This is a genomic window from Sphingomonas sp. (assembly GCF_039595165.1).
In the GTDB taxonomy this organism is placed as follows: Bacteria; Pseudomonadota; Alphaproteobacteria; order Sphingomonadales; family Sphingomonadaceae; genus Sphingomonas.
Genome location: NZ_JBCNMA010000017.1, coordinates 20,367 through 42,020 on the forward strand (window position 1 = coordinate 20,367; position 21,654 = coordinate 42,020).

Genomic DNA, 21,654 nt, shown 5'->3' on the forward strand with positions numbered 1-21,654 from the left:
GGCGGGGAGGAGGGGGGACTCAGAGCGTGAAGCGGACACCGGCCATGATCGTCCTTGCATCCTGTTCGTAATTGCCCGGCCGCGTCGGCACGCCGAAATAGGTGCGGGTCTTCGAACGCAGGAGATTGCCGCCCTCGACCGTCACCGTGATCTTGTCGGTGATGTCATAACCGATCGACGCATCGAGCCAGTCGCGCGCACGGGTGTAGACCGGCTCGTTCTTGACGAGATCGTTGCTGAGCAGGCTCGAATAGAATTTGTCGCGCCAGTTATAGGCGAGACGCGCGGACAGCCCGCCCTTCTCGTAGATCAGGCTGGTGTTGAAGCTGTGCTTCGAGAGGTTGGCGATCGGCACCTGCAGCCCGGCGACCGCGGTGTCGGTCTTGCTGTCGACAAAGGTGTAGTTGGCCTGCACGCCGAAGCCGCTGAGCAGGCCGGGCAGGAAATCGAAGAAGGTCTGTCCGCCGACCTCGAGCCCCTTGATCTTGCCGCCCAGCTCGTTGAACGGCCGGCTGATGCTGTAGTCGATCCCGTCGACCCGCTGGTCGCTGGTACGCGTGGTGAGGAAGTCCGAAATCTCGCGATAGAAGCCGGCGAGATAGACCGAGCTCGTCGGCGACGGATAATATTCGAGGCTGGCGTCGAGCTGGTCGGCGCGCAGCGGCCGCAGATCGGGATTGCCGGACGAGCCGGTGCGTTGGCCGGGGACCAGCGACAGCGTCGGCGACAGCGAGCTGAACCCGGGCCGCGTCAGCGTCTTCGCTGCGGCGAGGCGCAATTGCAGATTGTCGGTGAAGCGGATGCGGACGTTCACGCTCGGCAGCACGCTCACATATTGCGAGTCGAGTTCGACCGGCGCAAAGCCGACTTGTTGGAACGCTGGCGGATTGCTGCCGGGAATCTCCTCGAAGATCGCGCGCGTGCCGTTGACGTTGAGGTTGGTGCGGACGATGCGCACTCCGGCATTGCCGTCGACACGGACCGGGCCGTCGACCTCGAACTTGCCCATTACATAGGCTGCGAGCGTGCTTTCCCCGATGCGATAGCCGAACAGCGGGTTGAAGAAATAGTCGGCGGTCGTGCCGAGCCGCGTGCGCAGCGCATTGAACCCCTCGCCGTCGAGCAGCTCATGGTTGGCGGCGAGGAAATTCTGCTCGATCAGCGTGCTGCCGCCGAACATCTGGTTGAGCGGATTGGGGATGAACAGGTCGGCAAAGGCCGAGGCCTGCAGCGCGACCCCGCCCGGCCCCCGGGCCGTCTGGGAGAAGCGCAGCTGGTCGGACCGGGTCTCGGCATCGGTCCAGCGGATGCCGATGTGCATCGACTTCAGGAAATTGCTGTCGATCTCGAACCACGCATCGGCGCGCAGCTGCTTCGACTCGCTTTCGGAGAGGTTGATGTTGCGGGCAAGGCCGCCGACGGTGAAGCTGTCGAGGCTGGTGAGATCGACGCCGCTGATTTGCGCCGTGCCGGGCAATGTCGTCACATCGAAATCGACCCGCGGCGCGACCGTCTCGAGATTGAGTTCGCTGTAGTAGAGCTGGCCGTTGCTGCGCGTATAGGCACCGTCGATCGACAGGTGGTTGGGGCCGGAATCAAACTTGACCCCGCCGGCGATCTGCCAGCTCTCCTCATAGGCGTCGCGGTCCGCGCCGAACGTGCGGACGGGCACGTTGGTGAAGGACACCTGGCTGACGTCGTTCGTGCCGGGGAAGAACTCGACCGATCCCGGCACGAAGCTGCGGTTGGCCAGCGAACGGATGTACAGGCCATATTGCTTCTGGAGCTGGTTGGCGTCCTGATAGGTGCCCTGGAGGTAGAATTCGAGTTCGGGATTGGGCTTGTACTGGATCACCGCATCGATGCCGATACGGCGGCGGTCGGCGTTGATCGCCGGCTGATATTGTTCCGAAAGCGACACCGCGTTGGCGCCGATCCCCGGTTGCTTGATCGGCGCGCCGACATTGACGACATGGCTCTCGAACGCGCGCTGCTGGAACGAACCGGCGACGAGGATGCCGAACTCGCCGTCGCCCACGTCCCAGCTGTTGCTGACCAGCGCCGAGAACATCGGATCGACCTTGTCGGGCAGGTCCGAATAGCGCCCGCGCACCGAGCCGCTGAGCGTGAAGCCCGGCTTGTCGAGCGGCTTGCGCGTGACGACGTTGATCAGGCCGCCGATACCGCCCTCGACCAGGTCGGCCGACGGGGTCTTGTAGACGTCGACGCGCGCGATCAGCTCGGCCGGGATGTTCTCGAGATCGACGCCGCGGCCGCTGCCGCCCGAGCGCCCGTTGAAGGTCGAGGTGACTTGCGACAGGCCGCGGATGGTGATCCCCGAGCCCTCGCCACGGTCGCGCCCGACCTGGATGCCCGACACGCGCTGCAGCGCTTCGGTCACGTTGACGTCGGGCAGCTTGCCGATGTCCTCGGCGACGATCGAGTCGACGACCTGGTCGGCGTTGCGCTTGAGGCTCTGTGCGGACTGAAGGCTGCCGCGGATGCCGGTGACGATGATCTCGCCTTCCCCGGCCTCCTGCACGGCGCCGTCCGCGGGCGCCGGCGGCGCACCCGCGCCGTCCTGCGCCAGCGCCGGCGCAGCGACGACGATCGCACAGCCCGCGGCGCTCGCCAGAAGGTTGGTGAGACTACGCATACGCTACTCCCTCTCCCTGCTCCCGCTTACGAGGCGGGACTCATCACATATAATATGACTAATATGTGCTGAGAGGGGGCGGGATCAAGCCGAAAGCGTATGCCCTTCCAGATTTTTGTCCGACTATTGATGGCTGCTAATTGTCGAGCTCTGCAGCGAGCTGCGCCCCCGTCGGCTTCGAGCCCCACAGCGCGTAGAACAGCACATAGAGCTCGCACGCGACCGTCAGCCAGAAGCTGTTCTGCAGGCCGATGGTATCGGCCAGCCAGCCCTGCACCACGACCAGCGCGCCGCCGGCGATCGCCATGATCAGCAGGCCGGACGCCTCCTCGGTCAGCGGACCAAGGCCCTTGATCCCCATCGCGAAGATCGCCGGGAACATGATCGAATGGCACAACCCGACCAGGATCAGGCACCACATCGCCAGCGGTCCGTGCAGCGTGGCCGCGCCGACCATCACCACGAACGCGGCCGCGGCATAGACGGCGAGCACCCTGTCGGCGGGAAAGGCGCGCATGATGAAGGCGCCGGCAAAGCGGCCGACCATCATCCCGCCCCACAGCAGCACGAGGTAGTTGGCCGCCTGGGCCGGCGTGATGCCCGCGATCTCGGGCAGGATCGCGAAGTTGATGAAGAGGTTCGCGACGCCGATCTCGGCGATCAGGTAGATGAAGATCGCCGGGATGCCGAAGGCCAGGTTGCGGTGCTTGTAGATCGGGTGCGCCCAGACCTTCCACAGCGGGACGGTGGTGCGCTCGGAGGCGTGGGCGCGGCGAGTCGCTTCGCCCAGCGCCGGCAGCTTGGCGCGCCAGAAGACCAGGGCGATGAGGACCAGCACCACCGCGACCATGACATAGGGCAGCTGAGTCGCCTGCGCGTCGGCCAGCCGCTCCGCCGCCGTGATCTGCGCGCCCTCGAGCGAGGTGCCCCCGGTCGTCCGGCTGAGGATGAGATAGCCGCCGAAATAGGGCGCGAAGAACGTGCCCATCGAATTGAACGCCTGCACCAGCGTGAGACGCGATTCCGACGATTCCGCCGGTCCGATCACCGCCACATAGGGATTCGCCGCGACCTGCAGCAGCGCGATGCCGCAGGCGATCACGAACAGCGCCAGCAGCGTCACCTCATAGGACGGGATGCGCGCGGCCGGGACCATGCCCAGCGACCCCACGGCCATGACCAGGAGCCCGATGATAATCGCTTTCTTGTAGCCGATGCGCTCGATCAGGAATGCGGAGGGGATCGAAGCGACGCCATAGGCAATGAACCACACGCTCTCGATCAGCGTGGTCTGGGTATAGGTGAGTTCGAACACGCTGCGCAGGTGCGGCAGCAGCGTGTTGTTGATGACGGTGATGAAGCCCCACATGAAGAACAGGCTCGCCAGCAGCGCCAGCGCCGGCCGGTAGTTGAACGATGGCGAAGCCGCCCGTTCGCCGATCGCCGTGTCGGAAGGTGCAAGCGCCATTCAATGTCTCCAGGGTGTTTTATCCGTGCAAGCAGCTTGCCCGATTATTTCTCCGACTATATGCGGGGAGGGAACATCGTCAATGGCCGCCGGGCCGGATGCGGGGAGGCGAGTGAATGCGAGCAATGCTGTATGCCGCGGCGCTGATGGCGCCGGTCGCCGCCGGTTCGGCCTTCGCCGCCGAGGCGGAGCGCGCGCCGGCCGGCCGCCTGGCCGACGGCAGCCCGGTCGAGGCGGTGACGCTGAGCAATGCCAACGGCGTCAAGGCGCGCATCCTCACCTATGGCGCGACGCTTCAGTCGCTCGTCGCGCCCGGCCGCGACGGCAAGGCCGCCGAGATCACCCTCGGCTATGACGATGTCGCCGATTACGAGGCCAGGCCCAATTATTTCGGCGTCACCGTCGGCCGCTACGCCAACCGCATCGCGGACGGGCGCTTCAAGCTCGACGGGCGCGACTATCAGCTGACGCAGAATGACGGCGCCAATTCGCTGCACGGCGGCAAGCAGGGCTTCGACAAGCGCATCTGGAAGATCGTGTCGGTGACCAGCGGGCCGACGGCGAAGGTGGTGCTCGGCCTCATCAGCCCGGATGGCGACCAGGGCTATCCCGGCAAGCTCGACGTCACCGTCAGCTATGCGCTCAACGACGGCGGCGACCTGACGATCGAGTTCGCGGCGCGGACCGACAAGCCGACGATCGTCAACATGACCAACCACGCCCTGTTCAACCTCGCCGGCGACGGCGCGGCCGAGGGCACCGCAGGCCAGTTGCTGACCATCCCCGCGACGTCCTATACCCCGGTCAACGCCAAGCGCATCCCGACCGGGGAGCTCAAGCCGGTGGCAGGCACCGTGTTCGATTTCCGCAAGCCCCGGCGCATCGCCGACGGGCTGCGCGACGGCCGCGATCCGCAGATCGTGGCCGGCCGCGGCTATGACCATAATTTCGCGCTCGACAAGGGCCCGACCGCCACCCCCGCGCTCGCCGCGCGGCTGGAGGATCCGGCCTCGGGCCGCGTCCTCGAAGTGCTGAGCACCGAGCCCGGCATCCAGTTCTACAGCGGCAACTTCCTCGACGGCACGCTCAAGGGCCGGCAGGGCCGCGTCTATCGCATGGGCGACGGCATCGCGCTCGAGCCTCAGAAATTCCCCGATGCGCCCAACCAGCCGCGCTTCGTTTCCGCGCGTGTCGATCCGGGCAAGCCCTATCGCCACGTCATGATCTACCGCCTCGCGGTGCTTCCCTGAGTTTTTGAGAACGATGACCGAAGACAGAAAACTGCGCTCCGCCGCCTGGTTCGACAACCCCGACAATGTCGACATGACCGCGCTCTATCTCGAGCGCTATCTGAACTTCGGGCTGAGCCTCAAGGAGCTGCGCAGCGGCCGCCCGATCATCGGCATCGCGCAGACCGGCAGCGACCTCAGCCCATGCAACCGCCACCACCTCGTGCTCGCCGAACGCGTGCGCGAGGGCATCCGCGAGGCGGGCGGCATCGCCATCGAGTTCCCGGTCCACCCGATCCAGGAGACCGGCAAGCGCCCGACCGCCGGGCTCGACCGCAACCTCGCATATCTGGGACTCGTCGAGGCGCTGTACGGCTATCCGCTCGACGGCGTGGTGCTGACGATCGGCTGCGACAAGACCACCCCCGCCTGCCTGATGGCCGCGGCGACGGTGAACATCCCGGCGATCGCGCTGTCGGTCGGCCCGATGCTCAACGGCTGGTACAAGGGCGAGCGCACGGGATCGGGCACGATCGTGTGGAAGGCGCGCGAGCTGCTCGCGGCGGGCGAGATCGACGATGACGAGTTCATCCGCCTCGTCGCCTCCTCGGCCCCGTCGACCGGCTATTGCAACACGATGGGCACCGCGACGACGATGAACTCGCTGACCGAGGCGCTCGGCATGTCGCTCCCCGGCTCGGCGGCGATCCCCGCCCCCTATCGCGACCGGCAGGAAGTCGCCTACCAGACCGGCCTGCGCGCGGTTGAGCTGGTACGCGAGGACATGAAGCCCTCCGACATCCTGACCCGCGACGCCTTCCTCAACGCGATCGCGGTCAATTCGGCGATCGGCGGATCGACCAACGCGCCGATCCACTTGAACGCGATCGCGCGGCACATGGGGGTCGAGCTCAAGATCGACGACTGGCAGGCGTTCGGCCACGATGTGCCGCTGCTGGTCAACCTGCAGCCCGCGGGCGAGTATCTCGGCGAGGATTACTACCGCGCCGGGGGCGTCCCGGCCGTGGTCGCCCAACTCATCTCGCGCGGGCTGATCCGCGAGGACGCGCTGACCGTCAACGGCCGCACGATCGGAGAGAATTGCGCCAGCGCGAAGATCGACGACGAGCGCGTCATCCACCCGATCGACACGCCGATCCTCGAACAGGCCGGCTTCGTCGTGCTGCGCGGCAATCTGTTCGACGCGGCGATCCTCAAGACCAGCGTGATCTCCGACGAGTTCCGCCGGCACTTCCTGTCCAACCCCGACGATCCCGACGCCTTCGAGGGGCCAGTCGTGGTGTTCGACGGGCCCGAGGACTATCACGCGCGCATCGACGATCCGGCGACCGGCATCACCGCCGACACGCTGCTGGTGATGCGCGGCGCGGGGCCGATCGGCTATCCGGGCGCGGCCGAGGTGGTCAACATGCGCGCGCCGGCGCACCTGCTGCGCGAGGGCGTGACCGTGCTGCCATGCATCGGCGACGGGCGCCAGTCGGGCACAAGCGGGTCGCCCTCGATCCTCAACGCCTCGCCCGAGGCGGCGGCGATGGGCGGCCTCGCGCTGCTGCGCGACGGCGACCGCATCCGCATCGACTTGCGCAAGGGCAGCGCCGATGCCCTGGTCCCGGCGGATGAGTGGGCCGAGCGCCGCCGCGCGCTCAAGGCCGAGGGCGGCTACCGCTATCCCCCGTCGCAGACCCCGTGGCAGGAGATCCAGCGCAACCTGGTCGGCCAGATGGACAGCGGCGCGATCCTCGAAGGGTCCGAGCGCTTCCAGCGCATCGCCCAGATCCAGGGGCTGCCGCGCGACAATCACTAGCGCTATTTATCGGCGCTACCCGCTACCCTCCTCGTCACCCCGGCCTTGTGCCGGGGTCCACCGGGAGGCGGGCATCGGACAGGAGGTTTGAGGGCTGCCGGTGCGGCGCTGTGGACCCCGGCACAAGGCCGGGGTGACGGCGGGAGCTTGAAACTCGGCGACCTTAAAGCGCCCGCACCGTCACCGCCTCCGCCTCGGCCCGCGCCAGCCGGTTGCGCAGCGGCAGGCCGAACGGCGCTGCCTCGACCTCGAACACGTCGCCCGGCCGCGTCGCGATACCCTCGCTGAACGACAGCGTCGCCGTGCCGAAGAAGTGGACGTGCACATCGCCCGGGCGGCGGAACAGCGCGTATTTGAAGTGGTGATGTTCGAGATTGGCGATGCTGTGCGACATGTTCGCCTCGCCCGACAGGAACGGCTTCTCCCACAGCACCGCACCGTCGCGCACGATGCGGCTGGCGCCGCGGACATCGGCGGGCAGCTCGCCGACGAGCAGCTCCGGGCCGAGCGCCGCCTGGCGCAACTTCGAATGGGCGAGCCAGAGGTAGTTGTGCCGCTCGGTCACATGGTCGCTGAACTCGTTGGCGAGGCAGAAGCCGAGCCGCCACGGCGCGCCGTCGGGACCGATCAGGTAGATGCCGGCGATCTCCGGCTCCTCGCCGCCGTCCTGCGCGAAGGCGGGCATCACCAGGTCGGCGCCGGGCGCGGCGAGCTGCGAGCCGTCGCCCTTGTAGAACCATTCGGGTTGCTGGCCGACATCGCCCGGCGCGGGCTTGCCGCCCTCGACGCCCTCGAGGAACATGCGCATCGAATCGGTGAGCTTCTCGCCCGCCGCGGCCGCCCGATGCATCTTGTCGCGCCCCTCGGCCGAGCCGAGATGGGTGAGCCCGGTGCCGCTCAACACGATATGCGCCGAGTCGGCATGGTCGACCGGGGCGAGCAACCGCCCCTGGGCCAGCGCTTCCGCGAGATCGACCGGCCCCTCGATCCCCGCCCGCTCCACCATCTCGCGCAGCCCGATGCCGAGCGCGATTGCCTGGTTCGCCAGCTCGGTCAGGCTGCGCGCGCCGGCAACGAATCCTGCCCGGCCGTCGATGCTGGCGACAAGGCGGGTGCCACCCTCCTCAGAACGATAGCGCGACAGCTTCAACATCAGGCAACCTCCAATTGGGAGTCGCGGATTTAGTCCGACATTTAATTTCGGGCAATGGGCGCGGCGGTTTGCTCCGGACCCGCCGCTGTGCTTATGTCCGCGATGAAGAGAACGCGGGAAAAACGCGAGTTGGGCGACGACAATCCAGACGAGGGCATCTTTCCGGCAAGCGGATCCGGTCGCAGCGAGCGCGGCACCGGACGCCGGCTGCGCGGGGCCGTCGCGCACTATCTCGGCACGGCGATCGTCAGCGGCGCGATCCAGCCCGGGGAGCGGCTGACCGGCGAAGTCGACAATTCCGCCGCGCTCAACGTTTCGCGCAGCGCCTATCGCGAGGCCGTGCAGGTGCTCGCCGCCAAGGGGCTGGTCGAGAGCCGGACCAAGGCCGGCACGCGCGTGCTGCCGCGCAGCCGCTGGAACCTGCTCGATCCCGACGTGCTCGCCTGGGCGTTCTCGGGCGAGCCCGACATTGGCTATGTGCGCGACCTGTTCGAGCTGCGCGCGATCGTCGAGCCGGCCGCCGCGCGGCTGGCGGCGGAGCGGCGCGACAAGGCCGACATCCGCGCGCTGCGCGAGGCGCTGACCGGCATGCGCCGGCACACGCTGGCGACCGAGGCCGGCCGCGCCGCCGACCGCGACTTCCACGACGCGATCCTGCGCGCCTCGCGCAACGACGTGCTGATCACGCTGAGCGCGAGCATCGGCGCCGCGGTGAGCTGGACCACCCAGTTCAAGCAGCGCGTCCGCGCGCTGCCGCGCGACCCGGTGCCCGACCATGTCCGCGTCGGCGACGCGATCATCGCCGGCGACGCCGACGAGGCCGAGGCGGCGATGCGGATTTTGGTCGAGCTCGCGCTTCAGGATACCAGCTCCTCGATGGGCTGATGCCCCCGATCTTCTCCGACAAATGAGCGAGCGCGCGCATTGCGGTGCGCACGCCTGTCTGATAGGTAAATAATCCTATTATATACGTTGAGAGGGGATCGCTGCGTGAACAGGCTCGGCACGCTTTCCGCGCTCGCATTCGTCGCGAGCATGTCATCGGCGCAGGCGCAGACCGCACCGCAGCAGCAATGGCCGATGGAGACGCCGAAAGAGGCCGTCGCCGCGCAACTCGCCAAGGTCAGGCAGGGCGTCGCCGCCGGTCCGTTCGCGCCCGACTGGGATTCGCTGCGCGGCTATCGCACCCCCGAATGGTTCCGCGACGCCAAGTTCGGCATCTTCATCCACTGGGGCGTCTATTCGGTCCCGGGTTTCGCCAACGAATGGTACTCGCGCAACATGTATGTGCCGGGCAACAAGGCCTATGAGCACCACCGCGCCACCTGGGGCCCGCAGGACAAGTTCGGCTACAAGGACTTCATCCCGCTGTTCAAGGCCGAGAAGTTCGATCCCGCCGCCTGGATCCAGCTCTTCGCCGACGCCGGCGCGCGCTACGTCGTGCCCGTCGCCGAGCATTGCGACGGCTTCGCGATGTACGCCTCGGACTTCACGCGCTGGGACGCCGCCGACATGGGGCCCAAGCGCGACGTCACCGGCGAGATCGCCAAGGCCGCCCGCGCGCACGGCATGCATTTCGGCCTGTCCTCGCACCGCGCCGAGCATTGGTGGTGGTATCACAAGGGACGCAGCTTCCCCTCCGACGTCGCCGATCCGAAGAACCGCGGCCTCTACGGTCCCGCCGCGCCCACGGGACTGCCGTCGGACGACCCCGACACCTGGCCCGACAGCGGCCAGCTCCAGAACTGGATGCCGCCGAGCCAGGAATTCCTCGACGACTGGATGGCGCGCACCTCGGAGCTGATCGACAAGTACCGGCCCGAGCTCATCTATTTCGACTGGTGGACCTCGGCCCCGCTCTACGAGCCGCTGATGCGCGACACCGCGGCCTATTATTACAACCGGTCCGCCGGGTGGAAGGCGCCGGGGATCATCGCCTACAAGGGCTCGCAATTCGCCGAGGGCTCGGCGATGTTCGACATGGAGCGCGGCAAGAGCGACGCGCTCAAGCTCACCCCTTGGCAGTCCGACACCTCGGTCAGCGTGCACAGCTGGGGCTATGCCCAGAATGACAGCTACCGCACGCCCAAGTCGCTGATCGCCGACCTGATCGACATCGTCAGCAAGAACGGCAACCTCCTGCTCAACGTCGGCCCCAAGGCCGACGGCACGATTCCCCAGGAGATCGCGAGCGTGCTCAAGGGCATGGGCGCCTGGCTCAAGGTCAATGGCGAGGCGATCTACGGCACCCGCCCGTTCAAATATTTCGGCGAGGGGCCGACCAGTTCGGGCCAGGTCCGCGTCGGCGGACAGGTCGAGGAATCGGCGAAGAAGGGGTTCACCACCGCCGACATCCGCTTCACGGTCAAGGGCGACACGCTCTACGCGCTCGGGCTCGAGCGGCCCGCCGACGGCGTCGTGCTGGTCAAGACGCTCTATGCCGGCACGCCGTACCTGCCCGCCGCGATCAAGCGCATCGAGCTGCTCGACGGCGGCAAGCTGAGCTGGAAACAGACCGCGCGCGGGCTCGAGCTCAAGCTGCCGGCGGACAGTAGCGACGGCATGCCCTACGCGCTGCGGATCAAGGTGCGCTGATGCGGCTGGCGCTCCTGCTCGCCGCAGTCGTCGCCGCCGTTCCCGCATCGAGCCAGGAGATCGCGCTCCAGCCCTATCCGGTGGACCATGAGGTGCGCGTCGACTCCTCCGCCGATGCCCGCTTCCTGCTCGACGGGCCGGCGGGCAAGCACGGCTTCGTCCAGGCGCGCGACGGCAAGCTGTGGCGCGGCGACGGCAAGCGCTTCCGCTGCTGGGGCGTCAACATGACCGGCTGGGCGGTCGGATCGGACGAGATCCCCGCGCATGGCGCGGCGACCGCCTATGCCAAGGCGCTGGCCCGGCTCGGCGTCAATTGCGTGCGCCTCCACTTCCTCGACATGCCAGATTCGATCGCGCCGGTACGCAACGAGGGGGCCGCGCGAGGTCCGGCGGCGGGGCCGTTCACGCATCGCCCGCGCGGGCTGATCCGCGACGATCTTCCCGACAGCCAGAGCTTCAATCCCGAACGGCTCGACCGGCTCGATTTCTGGATTGCCGAGCTCAAGAAGAACGGCATCTACGTCAACTTCAACCTCAATGTCGGCCGCCGCTTCAAGAAAGGCGACGGCGTTCCCGACGCCGATCTGATCGCGCCGTTCAAAGCCTTCACCTATTTCGGCCCCGAGCTGATCGCGCTGCAGAAGGACTATGCGCGCAAGCTGCTCGGCCACACCAACCCCTATACCGGCCTGCGCTATGCCGACGACCCGGCGGTGATGACGGTCGAGGTGGTCAACGAGAATTCGCTGCTCGAATTCTGGATGCGCAACTGGCTGCGCGGCGAACGCGTGCCGGGCGGCGAGAACGCCCAGCTCGACATGACGCCGCATTACCAGAAGCTGCTGGTCGGCATGTACAATGACTGGCTCGGCAAGCACCGCACGCCTAGGGAGATCGCCAGCCTGCGCGACATGGCCGGCGTCGGCGAGGGCCAGCCGATCCCGCTGATGCGCCGCGGCGACCACCCCACCGCCCCGCGCCTGCGCTTCGATTCCGAGCTCGAGTTCGTGACGCAAGTCGAGCTCGACTTCCACGCCGACATGCGCCGCTTCCTGCGCGAGGAGATCGGCGTGAAGGTCCCGATCGTGCCGACCGCCGACCACACCTATTTCATGGCCAACCAGCCGCTGATGCGCACCGCACTAGCCGCCGACCTGCTCGACGCGCATGTCTATTGGCAGCACCCGGCGATCTATGGCCGCCGCAACGAGCCGATGGTCAATGCGCCTGAACTCTCGATCATCCAGAAGCTCGCGCGCAGCACCGCTATGGGCAAGCCGTTCACGGTGAGCGAGGTCAATCACCCCTTCCCCAGCGACTATGGCGCGGAGATGATCCCGATCCTCGCTTCCTATGCGGCGTTGCAGGACTGGGACGGCATCTTCTTCTACACCTTCGAGACCAAGATCGCGGGCGAATGGAAGCCGGCGATCGGCGACCATTTCGACATCACGCTCGATCCGGTGAAGATGGCCCAGATGCCGGCGGGGGCGATGATCTTCCTGCGCGGCGACGTGTCGGCGGCGAAGCGGACGCTCACCCGCTCCTACTCCGCCGAGCAGATCAGCGACGCGGCGCGGATGCCGCGCGCGGCGATGCCCTATTATTCGCCCGGCTTCGACATGACGATCCCGCTGCGCCACGGCTCGCGCATCGCCTGTATCGACTGCAAGCCCTCGCTCCCCGCGCCGCTGCCCGCCGCCAATCCGATCGTGTCGGACACCGGCGAGCTCAGCTGGCAGACCAATGGCGGCAAGGACGGGCTGGTGCGGATCGACAGTCCGCTGAGCCAGGGGCTGGTCGGCTTCGTCGCCGCCAATCGCGACGCGCAGACGCGGCATCTCGGCGCCGAGATCAGGAACCTTTTCGCCGCGATCACCCTGTCCTCGCTCGACGGCAAGCCGATCAACATTTCCGACCGGATGCTGCTCACCACCACCGGCCGGGTCGAGAACACCGGCGCCAAGTGGGACGCGCGCCGCGCGATGCTGACCGACTGGGGCACCGCGCCGACGCTGATCGAGCCGATCACCGGCTGGATCCAGCTCAAGGACCTCGAGGGCGCGGTCGGCGTCTTCGCGCAGCCGCTCGACGGATCGGCGCGGCCGATCGGACCCGAGATCCGCGGCAGGATGATCGAGCCGGGCTGGGAGATCGAGGTCGGCACCCCCGCCGCGGCCTCCTATCTCGTGCGCGTGATCCGCTAGGGAGAAATTCGATGATCGACCGGCGCAACCTGATCGGCGGTGCGCTCGCGGGCGCGGGGCTCACCGCGCTCCCGGCCCGGGCCGCGCGCGATCCGCTGGCGCCCTATCGCACGCCCTACAAGCATCCCAGGCTGATCCTCGGCGGTTCGGGGGTGAAGGGCAGCTTCGACGAGAAGGCGGTCGACTGCCCGTTCGTCTTCTCGGCGAACGGCAAGTTCTACCTGACCTATGTCGGCTTCGACGGCTCCGGCTACCAGACCGGCATCTGCGAATCGCGCGACCTGTTGAACTGGAAGCGGCTCGGCATGATCATGTCGCGCGACCCGAGCGATCCGGTCACGCGCCACAACATCGCCTGCGCCTCGATCCTGCGCGAGAACGAGTTGCGCAGCCCCGCGCGGCTGGTGAAGATCGGCGGACAGTACGTCGCGGCGTGGCACGCCTATCCCAGCCCCGGCTATGAGGAAGGTCCGGCGGTGATCGGCCTCGCCTTCAGCAAGGACTTCATGAAGTGGGAGCGCGGGCCCGTGATCCTGCGCGCCGAGGACGGCGCCGAATGGGAGCGCGGCGGGCTCTACAAGCCCTACCTCATCAAGGTCGGCGACACCTTCCACCTCTATTACAACGCCAAGACCACCGGCAGCCCGTGGAAGGAACAGACCGGCCTCGCCATCTCCAGGGACCTCAAGACCTGGACGCGCCACCCGGCGAGCCCGCTGCTGGTCAACGGCCCCAAGGGCTCGCCCGACGACCGCTTCGCCAGCGACCCCGTGGTGGTGACGCACCAGGGCCAATGGGCGATGTTCTATTTCGGCCTGTCGACCGACGGCTTCGCCCGCGACCTGATCGCGCTCGGCGACGGCCCGACCAGCTTCACCAAGTCGAGCGAGGTGCTGATCGACGTCGGTCCGCCGGGGTCGATCGACGAGAAATACGCGCATAAGCCAGCGGTGATCTGGCACGACGGGGCGCTCTATCACTTCTACTGCGCGGTCAGCGGGAAATGGCCGAACGACGTACGCGGGCTGGCGGTGGCGCGGTCGAAGCCGTGGTGAGGTGAGGGCGAGGTGAGCGACTCCGTCACCCCTCAATCCTCTTGCAATGTTGGAATTCGCCTGCTCCACTTCCGCTGCCGGCGCCCGCTGCTGGAGCATGTCCCGGCCGCTCTTGAACCGGGGATCACCCGCCGCGCGAACCCGTCAACTTCGTCAACGCCGCACGTCCGCGCGATAGTGTAAAGCCAGTGTCGACTTTCGGCGCGAGAGCCTTGATCGCGTCTCTTCTACCGCCCGCACCCCTGCCGCAGCACCACCGGCAGCGCGGCCTGCGCCATCGCCGTGTAACCCGCATCGTTCGGGTGCAGATGATCCCCGATCTGCCACGCCAGCCGCATCACGTTGGGCTTGCCCGGCTCCTGCATCGCTGCGTCGAAGTCGATCACCGCATCATACTGGCGCGCATTGTCGCGGATCCAGCGATTGACCGTCTGCCGCCGCTGCTCGCCCGCCGCATCGGCATAGGCCGCGCCCTCATAGGGCAGCAGCGTCCCGAGGATCACCTTGAGCCCCGCCGCCCTGGCCCGCGCGAGCAACTGGCGGTGCGCGGCGATGATCTGCGCCGCGGTCGCCTGCTCGTGCGCGCGCGCCGGATCGGCGATCTTGCCGATGTCGTTGATCCCCTCGAGCAGCACGACATGCGTCACGCCCGGCACGCTCAGCACGTCGCGCTCGAAGCGCGCCAGCGCATTCGGGCCGCGCCCGCTGCTCAGCAGCCGGTTGCCGCTGATCCCGGCATTGGCGACCGACCAGCAGCGCCCGCGCGCATTGGCCGCGAGCAGCCGCTGAAGCTGGTCGGGCCAGCTCATCGCCTTGCTCTGCGTCGCGCCGGCACCCTCGGTGATCGAATCGCCGAATGCGACGAGCACGCGGCTCTCGCGGCTGCCCGTCACCTCGACGCCCGAGACGATGCCCGAGGCCCGCGCCCGCCTGGCGTCGGTCAGCGCGACCGATTCCGTCTGGTTACCGGGCGCGATATCGACCATCTGCGCATGCGCCGCGGCCTCGCTCTCGCCGGCATAGTGGACAGAGACGGCAAAACGCTCGCCTGCCGCCACCGGGAAGTCGACGGGATCGCTCAGATACGGCGCCCGGCCTGGAATGATCACCTCGCCGCTGCCCGCGAAGCGCAGCGCTCGCAGGCTCCCCGGCACCGGTGCTCCCTGGGCATCGAGCCGCACGATCGACGCGCCGCCCAGCTTCAGCGGCGCATCGCTCAGCTCGTTCGACAGGCGGATACGCAGCGTGCGCCCGGCGATCCCCGCGCGCACCACTTGGCGCACCGTCTCGTCGCGATAGGGCCGGCCGAGCCCGTCGCGGATCTTGGGCTCATAGCCGATCGGCGGCGCAGTCCAGGCCGCGATCCAACGCTCGGGGGCTGCCGCGCCAATCAGCAGCAACGCGGCGGCGGAGGCGAGCAGCACCCTCATTTGAGCTGGAACAGCGCCACGCCGTGCGCTTTCATCTGGCCGTCCGCCCAATCGCCGCTGACGAAGCGCGCACCCTCGGGCGGCGCCAGCGGCCGCGCGCCGCTGCCATGGTTGATCACGATCATCACCCGCTTTCCGCCTCCCGCACGCTCGCTGATCTCGAGATCGGCATGCGCGCCGGGCACGAGCGGCGCGATCTTCGCCTCGCCCAGCAACCGCGCCGCCAGCGCCTGCATCGTCGTAGGATCGAGCCACGCACCGAAATAGGTGATCGTGCCGCGCCCGGCCTTGCGCGTCACCACCGCGGGCTTGCCGTCGAGCCAGCCGCCGGGATCGGTATAGGTCGCCAGCACGCGCACGTCCTTCGCGTCGGGCCGGATGTCCTCGGCCCAGATCGCGACCTTCCCCTCGCCCAGCTCGCCTTTGATCCCGACCGGCACGTCCAGCGCGTAATATTGCTCGACCGTCGCGCCGAGCAGCCCAGCCAGCGGCCCCGGCTGGCGCTGCGGCCACAGCGCGTTGGCGTCGTCCTTCATCCCCGAGCGCGGCCCGAGCACGAGATGCCCGCCGCCCCGCACATAGGCCGCAAGCCGGTCGGCCTGCGCCTGAGTCACGACGTTGAGGTTGGGCGCGACCACCAAAGGATAAGCCTTCAGCTCGGCATCCGGCGACACGACGTGCACGCCCTGGCTCTGCACGCGCAGCGGGCGGTAGACGTCGGTGAACGCCTTCACCGGATCGAACTCGCGATGGTGGCGCTGCAGATCGATCGCCCAGCGGCTGTCATAGGACCAAAGCATCGCGACCTTCGCCGCCGGGCCCGTATCCGCCAGCAGCGGCCCGGCCGCAGTCAGCTCCTTCGCGATCTGCGCGATCTCGGCATGGATCGGATTGGGCGTGCCGTCCTGCCCCAGCACCGCGCCGTGATAGGTCTCCTGCCCGTTCCGTGCCGGGCGCCACTGCCAGTAGAGCACCCCGTCCGAGCCATGGCTGACCGATTGCCACGCCAGCTCGCGCACCTGCCCCGGATCGAGCGCGCGGTTGACCGGCACCCAGTCGACCCGGCCAGGCTGAGTTTCCATCAACCAGAAATTGCGCTGCTTGTAGCCACGGACGAGGTCGTGATTGGCGCCGTTCGCCACCCAGTCGGGCCGCCCGTCGGGGATGTAATTGTCCCAGCTCGCGATATCGAGATCGCGGTGCATCACGAAATGGTCGAAGCCCGCGTTCCAGAACATCGTATTGGTCGTGATCCACGCCCGCGGCGCGATCAGCGGCCGGATCGCGCGCGCCTGGTTCTGGACGTAGTCGGTCCACACCGCGGTGGTGAAGTGACGGAAGTCGAGCAGCAGCCCGGGGTTCTGCTGCCCGGTCTGGCGCAGCGGGACCTGATCGAAGTCGTTATAGGATTGTGACCAATATTGCGTCGTCCAGCGGCGGTTGAGCTCGTCGATCGTGCCGTAGCGCTGCTTCAAAAACGCATGCCATGCCGCGACCGATTCCGCATCCCATGACGGCGGCCCGACCTCATTGTCGATCTGCCAGCCGACCACCGCGGGATGCTTGCCGTAGCGCTTCGCCATCTCCACCGCGATGCGGCGCGAAAGCTCGCGATAGCGCCGGCTGGCGAAGGAGAAGTGCCGCCGCCCGCCATGGCTGGCGCGCTGGCCATTCTCATCGACGCGCAGCGTATCGGGGTATTTCTGGGTGAGCCACGCCGGCGGCGCCGCACTCGGCGTGCCGATCACGACCATGAAGCCGCGCTTGACCGCCGCATCGATCGCGCGGTCCATCCAGGCGAAGTCGAACTTGCCCTCCTCCGGCTCCATTCGCGCCCAGGCGAACTCGCCGATGCGCACGGTGTTGAAGCCCGACGCCTTCATCAGGTCGAGATCGACCTCCCAGCGCGCCTCGGGCCACTGCTCGGGATACCAGGCGACGCCCACGGCGATCGCGGGCCGGTCGGCGAAGGCGGTCGCGCGGTTCGGGAACGCGGTCTGCGCCGAAGCCGCCGGGACCAGCGCCAGCGCCGCCGCCGCCGCGGCCAGCAGGATCGTCCGCATCATTTCCCCCTGCGCTGCAGCACCGCCACACCCTCGACCGGCAGCGTGACGCTCGACTTGGTGCCGCCGGCGAGGATGTCGGCCATCGGCTCGGGCAAGGTCACGGTCTGCGCCGTGCGCCCATGGTTGATCAGGATGACGATCCGCCGCTCCTGCCCCTCGCGAGTCATCAGCTCGACCTCCGCCGGCACGGCGAGGTCACGCGCCACGCCAGCGCCGGCCAGCGCCCCGTCGATCAGCGTCTTCATCACCGCATCGTCGACTAACGCGCCGACATAGGTGATGCGCCCTTTGCCGACCTTGCGGCTGATCACCGCTGGCTTGCCGTCGAGCCAGCCATTGGCCTTGCCGTAGCGCAGCAACGTCTCGGTATCGGGCGCGCTGGTCGAGAGCTGCTCGGCCCAGATCGTCGCCTTGCCCCCACCGACCTCGATTTCCTCGTCGAGCGCGTAATATTGCTCGACCCGCCCGCCGAGCAGTTCAGCAAGCGGCCCCGGCTGGCGCTGCGGCTCGAGCGCGTTGAACGCGTCCTTCATCCCCGATCGCGGCCCGAGGATCAGGTGCCCGCCGCTGCGGACATAATCGGTCAGCCGCTTCGCCGTCGTCTCGCTGATCACGTTGAGGCTCGGCGCGACCACCAGCTTGTATCCCGACAGCGGCGCCACCTCCGCCTCGACGATGTCCACCGCGCCCAGCGCGTCCTTGAGCGGCTGGTAGTAATCCAGCAGCACCTCGATCTGGTCATAGTCCTTGTGGTGCAGCTGGAAGTCGATCGCCCAGCGGCTGGCATAGTCCTGCAGCACCGCGACCGGCGACACCGGATGCGTGCCCGCGATCAGCGGCGTCGCCCTGGCCATCTCGCGCCCGATCTGCTGCACCTCGGCATAGACCGGCACCGGCTTGCCGTCGGCGCCGATCAGCGATCCGTGCAGCGTCTCCTGCCCGTTGAGCGCGTTGCGCCATTGCCAATAGAGGATGCCGTCCGATCCGTGGCCGATCGCCTGCCACGCCATGCGCCGCGTCTCGCCGGGATAGAGCATGTTGCTCACCCCCGCCCAGTTCACATAGCCGGGCTGGATCTCCATCACCCAGAAATTCTTGCGCTTCCACCCGCGCACCAGGTCGTGCGTCGCGCCGTTGCGATAGGGCTTCAAGTGCCCCGAGCCGACATAATTGTCCCACGAGGTGAAATCGAGGTCGCGATTGGCGGCGTAGCGGTCGAAGCGATTGGCCCAGCCGAGCCCGCCGAAGTTCACCGTGATGAACTGCGACGGCGCCGCGTGCGCGCGGATCGCGTCGAGCTGGTTCTTGTGGAAGCCCACCCATTGCGAGGTGATGAAGCGCTTCAATTCCAGCATCCAGCCGGGATTGGCCTTGTCGTTGCTGAACGGCACCTGCTCCCAGGCGGTGTAGCTCTGCGACCAATATTGCGTGGTCCACGCGTCGTTGAGCTTGTCCAAGGTGCCGTAGCGCTGCTTGAGCCAGGCGACCCACGCTGCGCGCGCCTCGGGGTCGTAGCTCTCGTCGGTCGGCTCGTTGCCGATCTGCCAGCCGATGACATTGGGCTCCTTGCCCAGCGCCTGCGCCATACGCGTCACGATCTCGCGGCAGAAGTCGCGATAGCGCTGCGACGAGATCGAGAATTGGCGCCGCCCGCCATGACCGACCTTCTGGCCGTTGCTCTGGATCTGCGAGACGTCGGGGTATTTCTGAGTCATCCAGGCGGGGGGCGTGTCACTCGGCGTGCCGATCACCACCTTGATGTCGTACTTGGCCGCCAGCCGCACCGCGCGCACCAGCCAGTCCATGTCGTACTTGCCTTCCTCCGGCTCCATCCGGCTCCAGGCATATTCGCCGATGCGCACGACATTGGCGCCATGCGCCTTCATCAGGCGCAGATCCTCGGCCCAGCGTTCCTCGGGCCATTGCTCGGGATACCAGGCGGAACCGAGCCACAGCTTTTCGAACTGCTGCTGGCCCGCCGGCGCATCGGTCTGCGCCGCCGCGGGAAGGACGGGCGCCGCCGCGAGCAGCGCGAATGCCAGAAGCCGCTTCATGCCGTCGCCGCCTTCTGGTCGAAGCCCTTGGAGCTGTCGATCAGCGCGAACAGCCCCGCGGCGATCAGCACCATCAGCGCGATGCCCTGCACCGGCAGGTCGTAGCTGCCGGTGCCCGCAATGATGTATCCGGTGGCCACGGTGCAGATGAACCCGCCGAGATTGCCGAGCATGTTCATGAAGCCCGTCGCGGTGCCGCCGTAGCGCCCACCGATCGACATGCACATCGCCCAGGCCGACGGCAGCATCAGGTCCATCACGGCGAAGCTCGCTGCCGCCAGCATCACGACCATGGTCTTGTCCGGCGTCAGGCTCATCGCCAGCAGCAGCGCCGCGGTGACGGTCAGGCACACGCTGGTGATCAGGCGATAGGCGAGCTTGAACCCGATCCGCGCGCCCAGCCGGTCGCTCAGCACCCCGCCGATCAGGTTGCTGACGATGCCGAGCAGGAACGGGATCGCGGCATAGAAGGCCATCTCGGCCGGGGTGAAGCCGCGGCCGTTGGTCATCCACTGCGCGAACCAGCCGAAGAAGAACCAGCTGCCGAACGCATAGAAGAAATAGGCCACGCCGATCAGCCACAGCTGCGGCAGGCCGAGCAGCTTGCCCCACGGCGTGCCCGCATGGCCGGCGCCGGCATCGTCGCCGATCTCGGCTACTTCCTCCGCCGTGATGCCGGGCTGCTCGGCCGGACGATCATGATACCAGCGCCACCACAGGATCGCCCAGACGAAGCCGATCAGGCCCAGGATGACGAACACCATCTCCCAGCCGAGATGCGTGTTCATCGGCACCAGCAACAGCGGCGCCAGCGCCCCGCCCAGCCGGCTCGCCGCCCAGATCACGCCCTGCCCCCGCGCGCGCTCGCGCTTGGGGAACCAGCGGTAGAGCACGCCGGACATATTGGGATAGGCGCCCGCAGCGCCGAGCCCGAACAGGAAGCGCGCCGCGGTGATCTGCCAGAAATTGACGCAGGCCGCGGTGATCGCGGTGAAGAACGACCACCACACAGTGATGCGGGTCAGCTCCTTGCGATAGCCATAGCGGTCACCGATCGCGCCCGAGGGCACCTCGAACACCGCGTAGGCGAAGGTATAGGCGCCCAGCACCCAGCCCCATTGCGACGGCGTAAGGCCGAGGTCCTTCTGGATCGCCGTGCCGGTGACCGCGATCGCCATCCGGTCGATGAAGGTGATGACCGAGAGCGCGGCGAGCAGGCCGAGTACGACATGCCGCTTCTTCACGCGTCGAGACCCTTGAGCACTTCGGCCGCGCGCAGCATGCCGAGCTCGGGGCTCGACAGCACCGGCGCCTTGACCGCGCCGTCGGGCAGGCTCGCGACGACGCGCGCCATCGATGCCTGCGCCAGCACGATCGCGTCGACATCGGCCAGCGCGTTGGTCAGCGCCTCGCCGACGATGCGGTCATGCGTCGCGCCGTCGCCCTTCATCACAGCGTCGAACGCGCCTTCGCACAGATGCGCGACCAGCTCGATGTCCTTGCCCTGCTCGGCGGCGACGCGGCGGACGAGGTCGGCGGTGGGATCGAGCGTGGTCGAGAGCGTGGCGACCACGCCGATGCGCCTGGCGCTCGCCACCGCCTGCTCGGCCATCGCGCGATCGACGCGCAGGACGGGCTGCTCATAGAGTTCCGCCGCCATCTCGACCGCGCGGCCGATCGACGAGCAGGTCACCATCGCCACGTCGCAGCCGGCGTCGAAGGTCGATCCGACCAGCCGGATCACCTGCCGCATCGTCGCCTTCTGCAAGTGCCCGGCGGCGATGGTGTTCTTGATCGTGCTCTCGTCGACGAAGTGGAGGATGCGCACATCGGGCATCGCCCGCGCCGCGATCTCGTTGAACACGCCCGCCAGCATCGGCGAGTTGTGGATCAGTCCCAGCGTCGGCATCGCAATC

14 protein-coding genes are annotated in these 21,654 nt (G+C 67.7%); 6 read left to right on the plus strand and 8 right to left on the minus strand.

All coding sequences use genetic code 11. From position 1 onward, the window contains the following. Nucleotides 1–19: 19 nt before the first annotated feature. Together ABDV68_RS05055 and ABDV68_RS05060 are read right to left on the minus strand one after the other, a co-directional pair. A complete protein-coding gene (locus ABDV68_RS05055) occupies nucleotides 20–2,656 on the minus strand; it encodes a TonB-dependent receptor (protein WP_343518584.1) in 2,637 nt (878 codons plus the stop codon). A 136-nt stretch (nucleotides 2,657–2,792) separates the two neighbouring features. Further along, nucleotides 2,793–4,124 (minus strand): sugar MFS transporter, encoded by a 1,332-nt coding sequence (locus ABDV68_RS05060; RefSeq protein WP_343518585.1) that lies wholly within the window; start codon nucleotides 4,122–4,124, stop codon nucleotides 2,793–2,795. A gap of 116 nt (nucleotides 4,125–4,240) precedes the next feature. Here ABDV68_RS05060 and ABDV68_RS05065 point away from each other — a divergent pair, with 116 nt between their 5' ends. Both ABDV68_RS05065 and ABDV68_RS05070 read left to right on the plus strand, forming a co-directional pair. Next, entirely contained in the window at nucleotides 4,241–5,374 is a 1,134-nt protein-coding gene (locus tag ABDV68_RS05065) for an aldose epimerase family protein (RefSeq protein WP_343518586.1), read from the plus strand. A gap of 13 nt (nucleotides 5,375–5,387) precedes the next feature. Next, nucleotides 5,388–7,178 carry an IlvD/Edd family dehydratase gene (locus ABDV68_RS05070; RefSeq protein WP_343518587.1) on the plus strand — a complete coding sequence of 597 codons (1,791 nt, stop codon included), beginning with the start codon at nucleotides 5,388–5,390 and terminating at the stop codon, nucleotides 7,176–7,178. A gap of 163 nt (nucleotides 7,179–7,341) precedes the next feature. Here ABDV68_RS05070 and araD1 read toward each other — a convergent pair whose 3' ends face one another. Continuing rightward, nucleotides 7,342–8,334, minus strand: coding sequence for an AraD1 family protein (araD1, locus tag ABDV68_RS05075; RefSeq protein ID WP_343518607.1), 993 nt, complete (start codon nucleotides 8,332–8,334; stop codon nucleotides 7,342–7,344). A 99-nt stretch (nucleotides 8,335–8,433) separates the two neighbouring features. On the opposite strand from araD1, the gene ABDV68_RS05080 reads away from it, so the two are divergent. The 4 genes from ABDV68_RS05080 (at nucleotide 8,434) to ABDV68_RS05095 (ending at nucleotide 14,188) form a co-directional block, all read left to right on the plus strand. Then, nucleotides 8,434–9,216, plus strand: coding sequence for a FadR/GntR family transcriptional regulator (locus ABDV68_RS05080; RefSeq protein WP_343518588.1), 783 nt, complete (start codon nucleotides 8,434–8,436; stop codon nucleotides 9,214–9,216). A 105-nt stretch (nucleotides 9,217–9,321) separates the two neighbouring features. Beyond that, on the plus strand, nucleotides 9,322–10,926 hold the full coding sequence (locus ABDV68_RS05085) for an alpha-L-fucosidase (RefSeq protein ID WP_343518590.1): 1,605 nt from the start codon (nucleotides 9,322–9,324) through the stop codon (nucleotides 10,924–10,926). Beyond that, nucleotides 10,926–13,133, plus strand: a complete 2,208-nt coding sequence (locus ABDV68_RS05090; RefSeq protein WP_343518591.1) for a hypothetical protein — start codon at nucleotides 10,926–10,928, stop codon at nucleotides 13,131–13,133. The genes ABDV68_RS05085 and ABDV68_RS05090 overlap by 1 nt, the downstream gene beginning before the upstream one ends. A gap of 11 nt (nucleotides 13,134–13,144) precedes the next feature. Beyond that, nucleotides 13,145–14,188, plus strand: a complete 1,044-nt coding sequence (locus ABDV68_RS05095) for a hypothetical protein (protein ID WP_343518592.1) — start codon at nucleotides 13,145–13,147, stop codon at nucleotides 14,186–14,188. A 227-nt stretch (nucleotides 14,189–14,415) separates the two neighbouring features. On the opposite strand, the gene ABDV68_RS05100 is transcribed toward ABDV68_RS05095, so the two are convergent. From ABDV68_RS05100 to ABDV68_RS05120, 5 genes are read right to left on the minus strand one after another with little or no spacing between them, the layout of a single operon-like run. Beyond that, nucleotides 14,416–15,618 carry an SGNH/GDSL hydrolase family protein gene (locus tag ABDV68_RS05100; protein WP_343518593.1) on the minus strand — a complete coding sequence of 401 codons (1,203 nt, stop codon included), beginning with the start codon at nucleotides 15,616–15,618 and terminating at the stop codon, nucleotides 14,416–14,418. Further along, nucleotides 15,615–17,681, minus strand: a complete 2,067-nt coding sequence (locus ABDV68_RS05105; protein ID WP_343518594.1) for a beta-galactosidase — start codon at nucleotides 17,679–17,681, stop codon at nucleotides 15,615–15,617. The genes ABDV68_RS05100 and ABDV68_RS05105 overlap by 4 nt, the downstream gene beginning before the upstream one ends. Beyond that, the gene (locus ABDV68_RS05110; protein WP_343518595.1) at nucleotides 17,681–19,738 is read right to left on the minus strand and encodes a beta-galactosidase; all 2,058 of its coding nucleotides are present in this window, start codon (nucleotides 19,736–19,738) and stop codon (nucleotides 17,681–17,683) included. Before ABDV68_RS05110 ends, ABDV68_RS05105 begins: the two co-directional genes overlap by 1 nt. After that, nucleotides 19,735–20,982, minus strand: coding sequence for an MFS transporter (locus tag ABDV68_RS05115; protein WP_343518597.1), 1,248 nt, complete (start codon nucleotides 20,980–20,982; stop codon nucleotides 19,735–19,737). Before ABDV68_RS05115 ends, ABDV68_RS05110 begins: the two co-directional genes overlap by 4 nt. Continuing rightward, complete coding sequence (locus ABDV68_RS05120; protein WP_343518598.1) at nucleotides 20,979–21,647, minus strand: aspartate/glutamate racemase family protein; 669 nt, start codon at nucleotides 21,645–21,647, stop codon at nucleotides 20,979–20,981. The genes ABDV68_RS05115 and ABDV68_RS05120 overlap by 4 nt, the downstream gene beginning before the upstream one ends. Nucleotides 21,648–21,654: the final 7 nt, after the last annotated feature.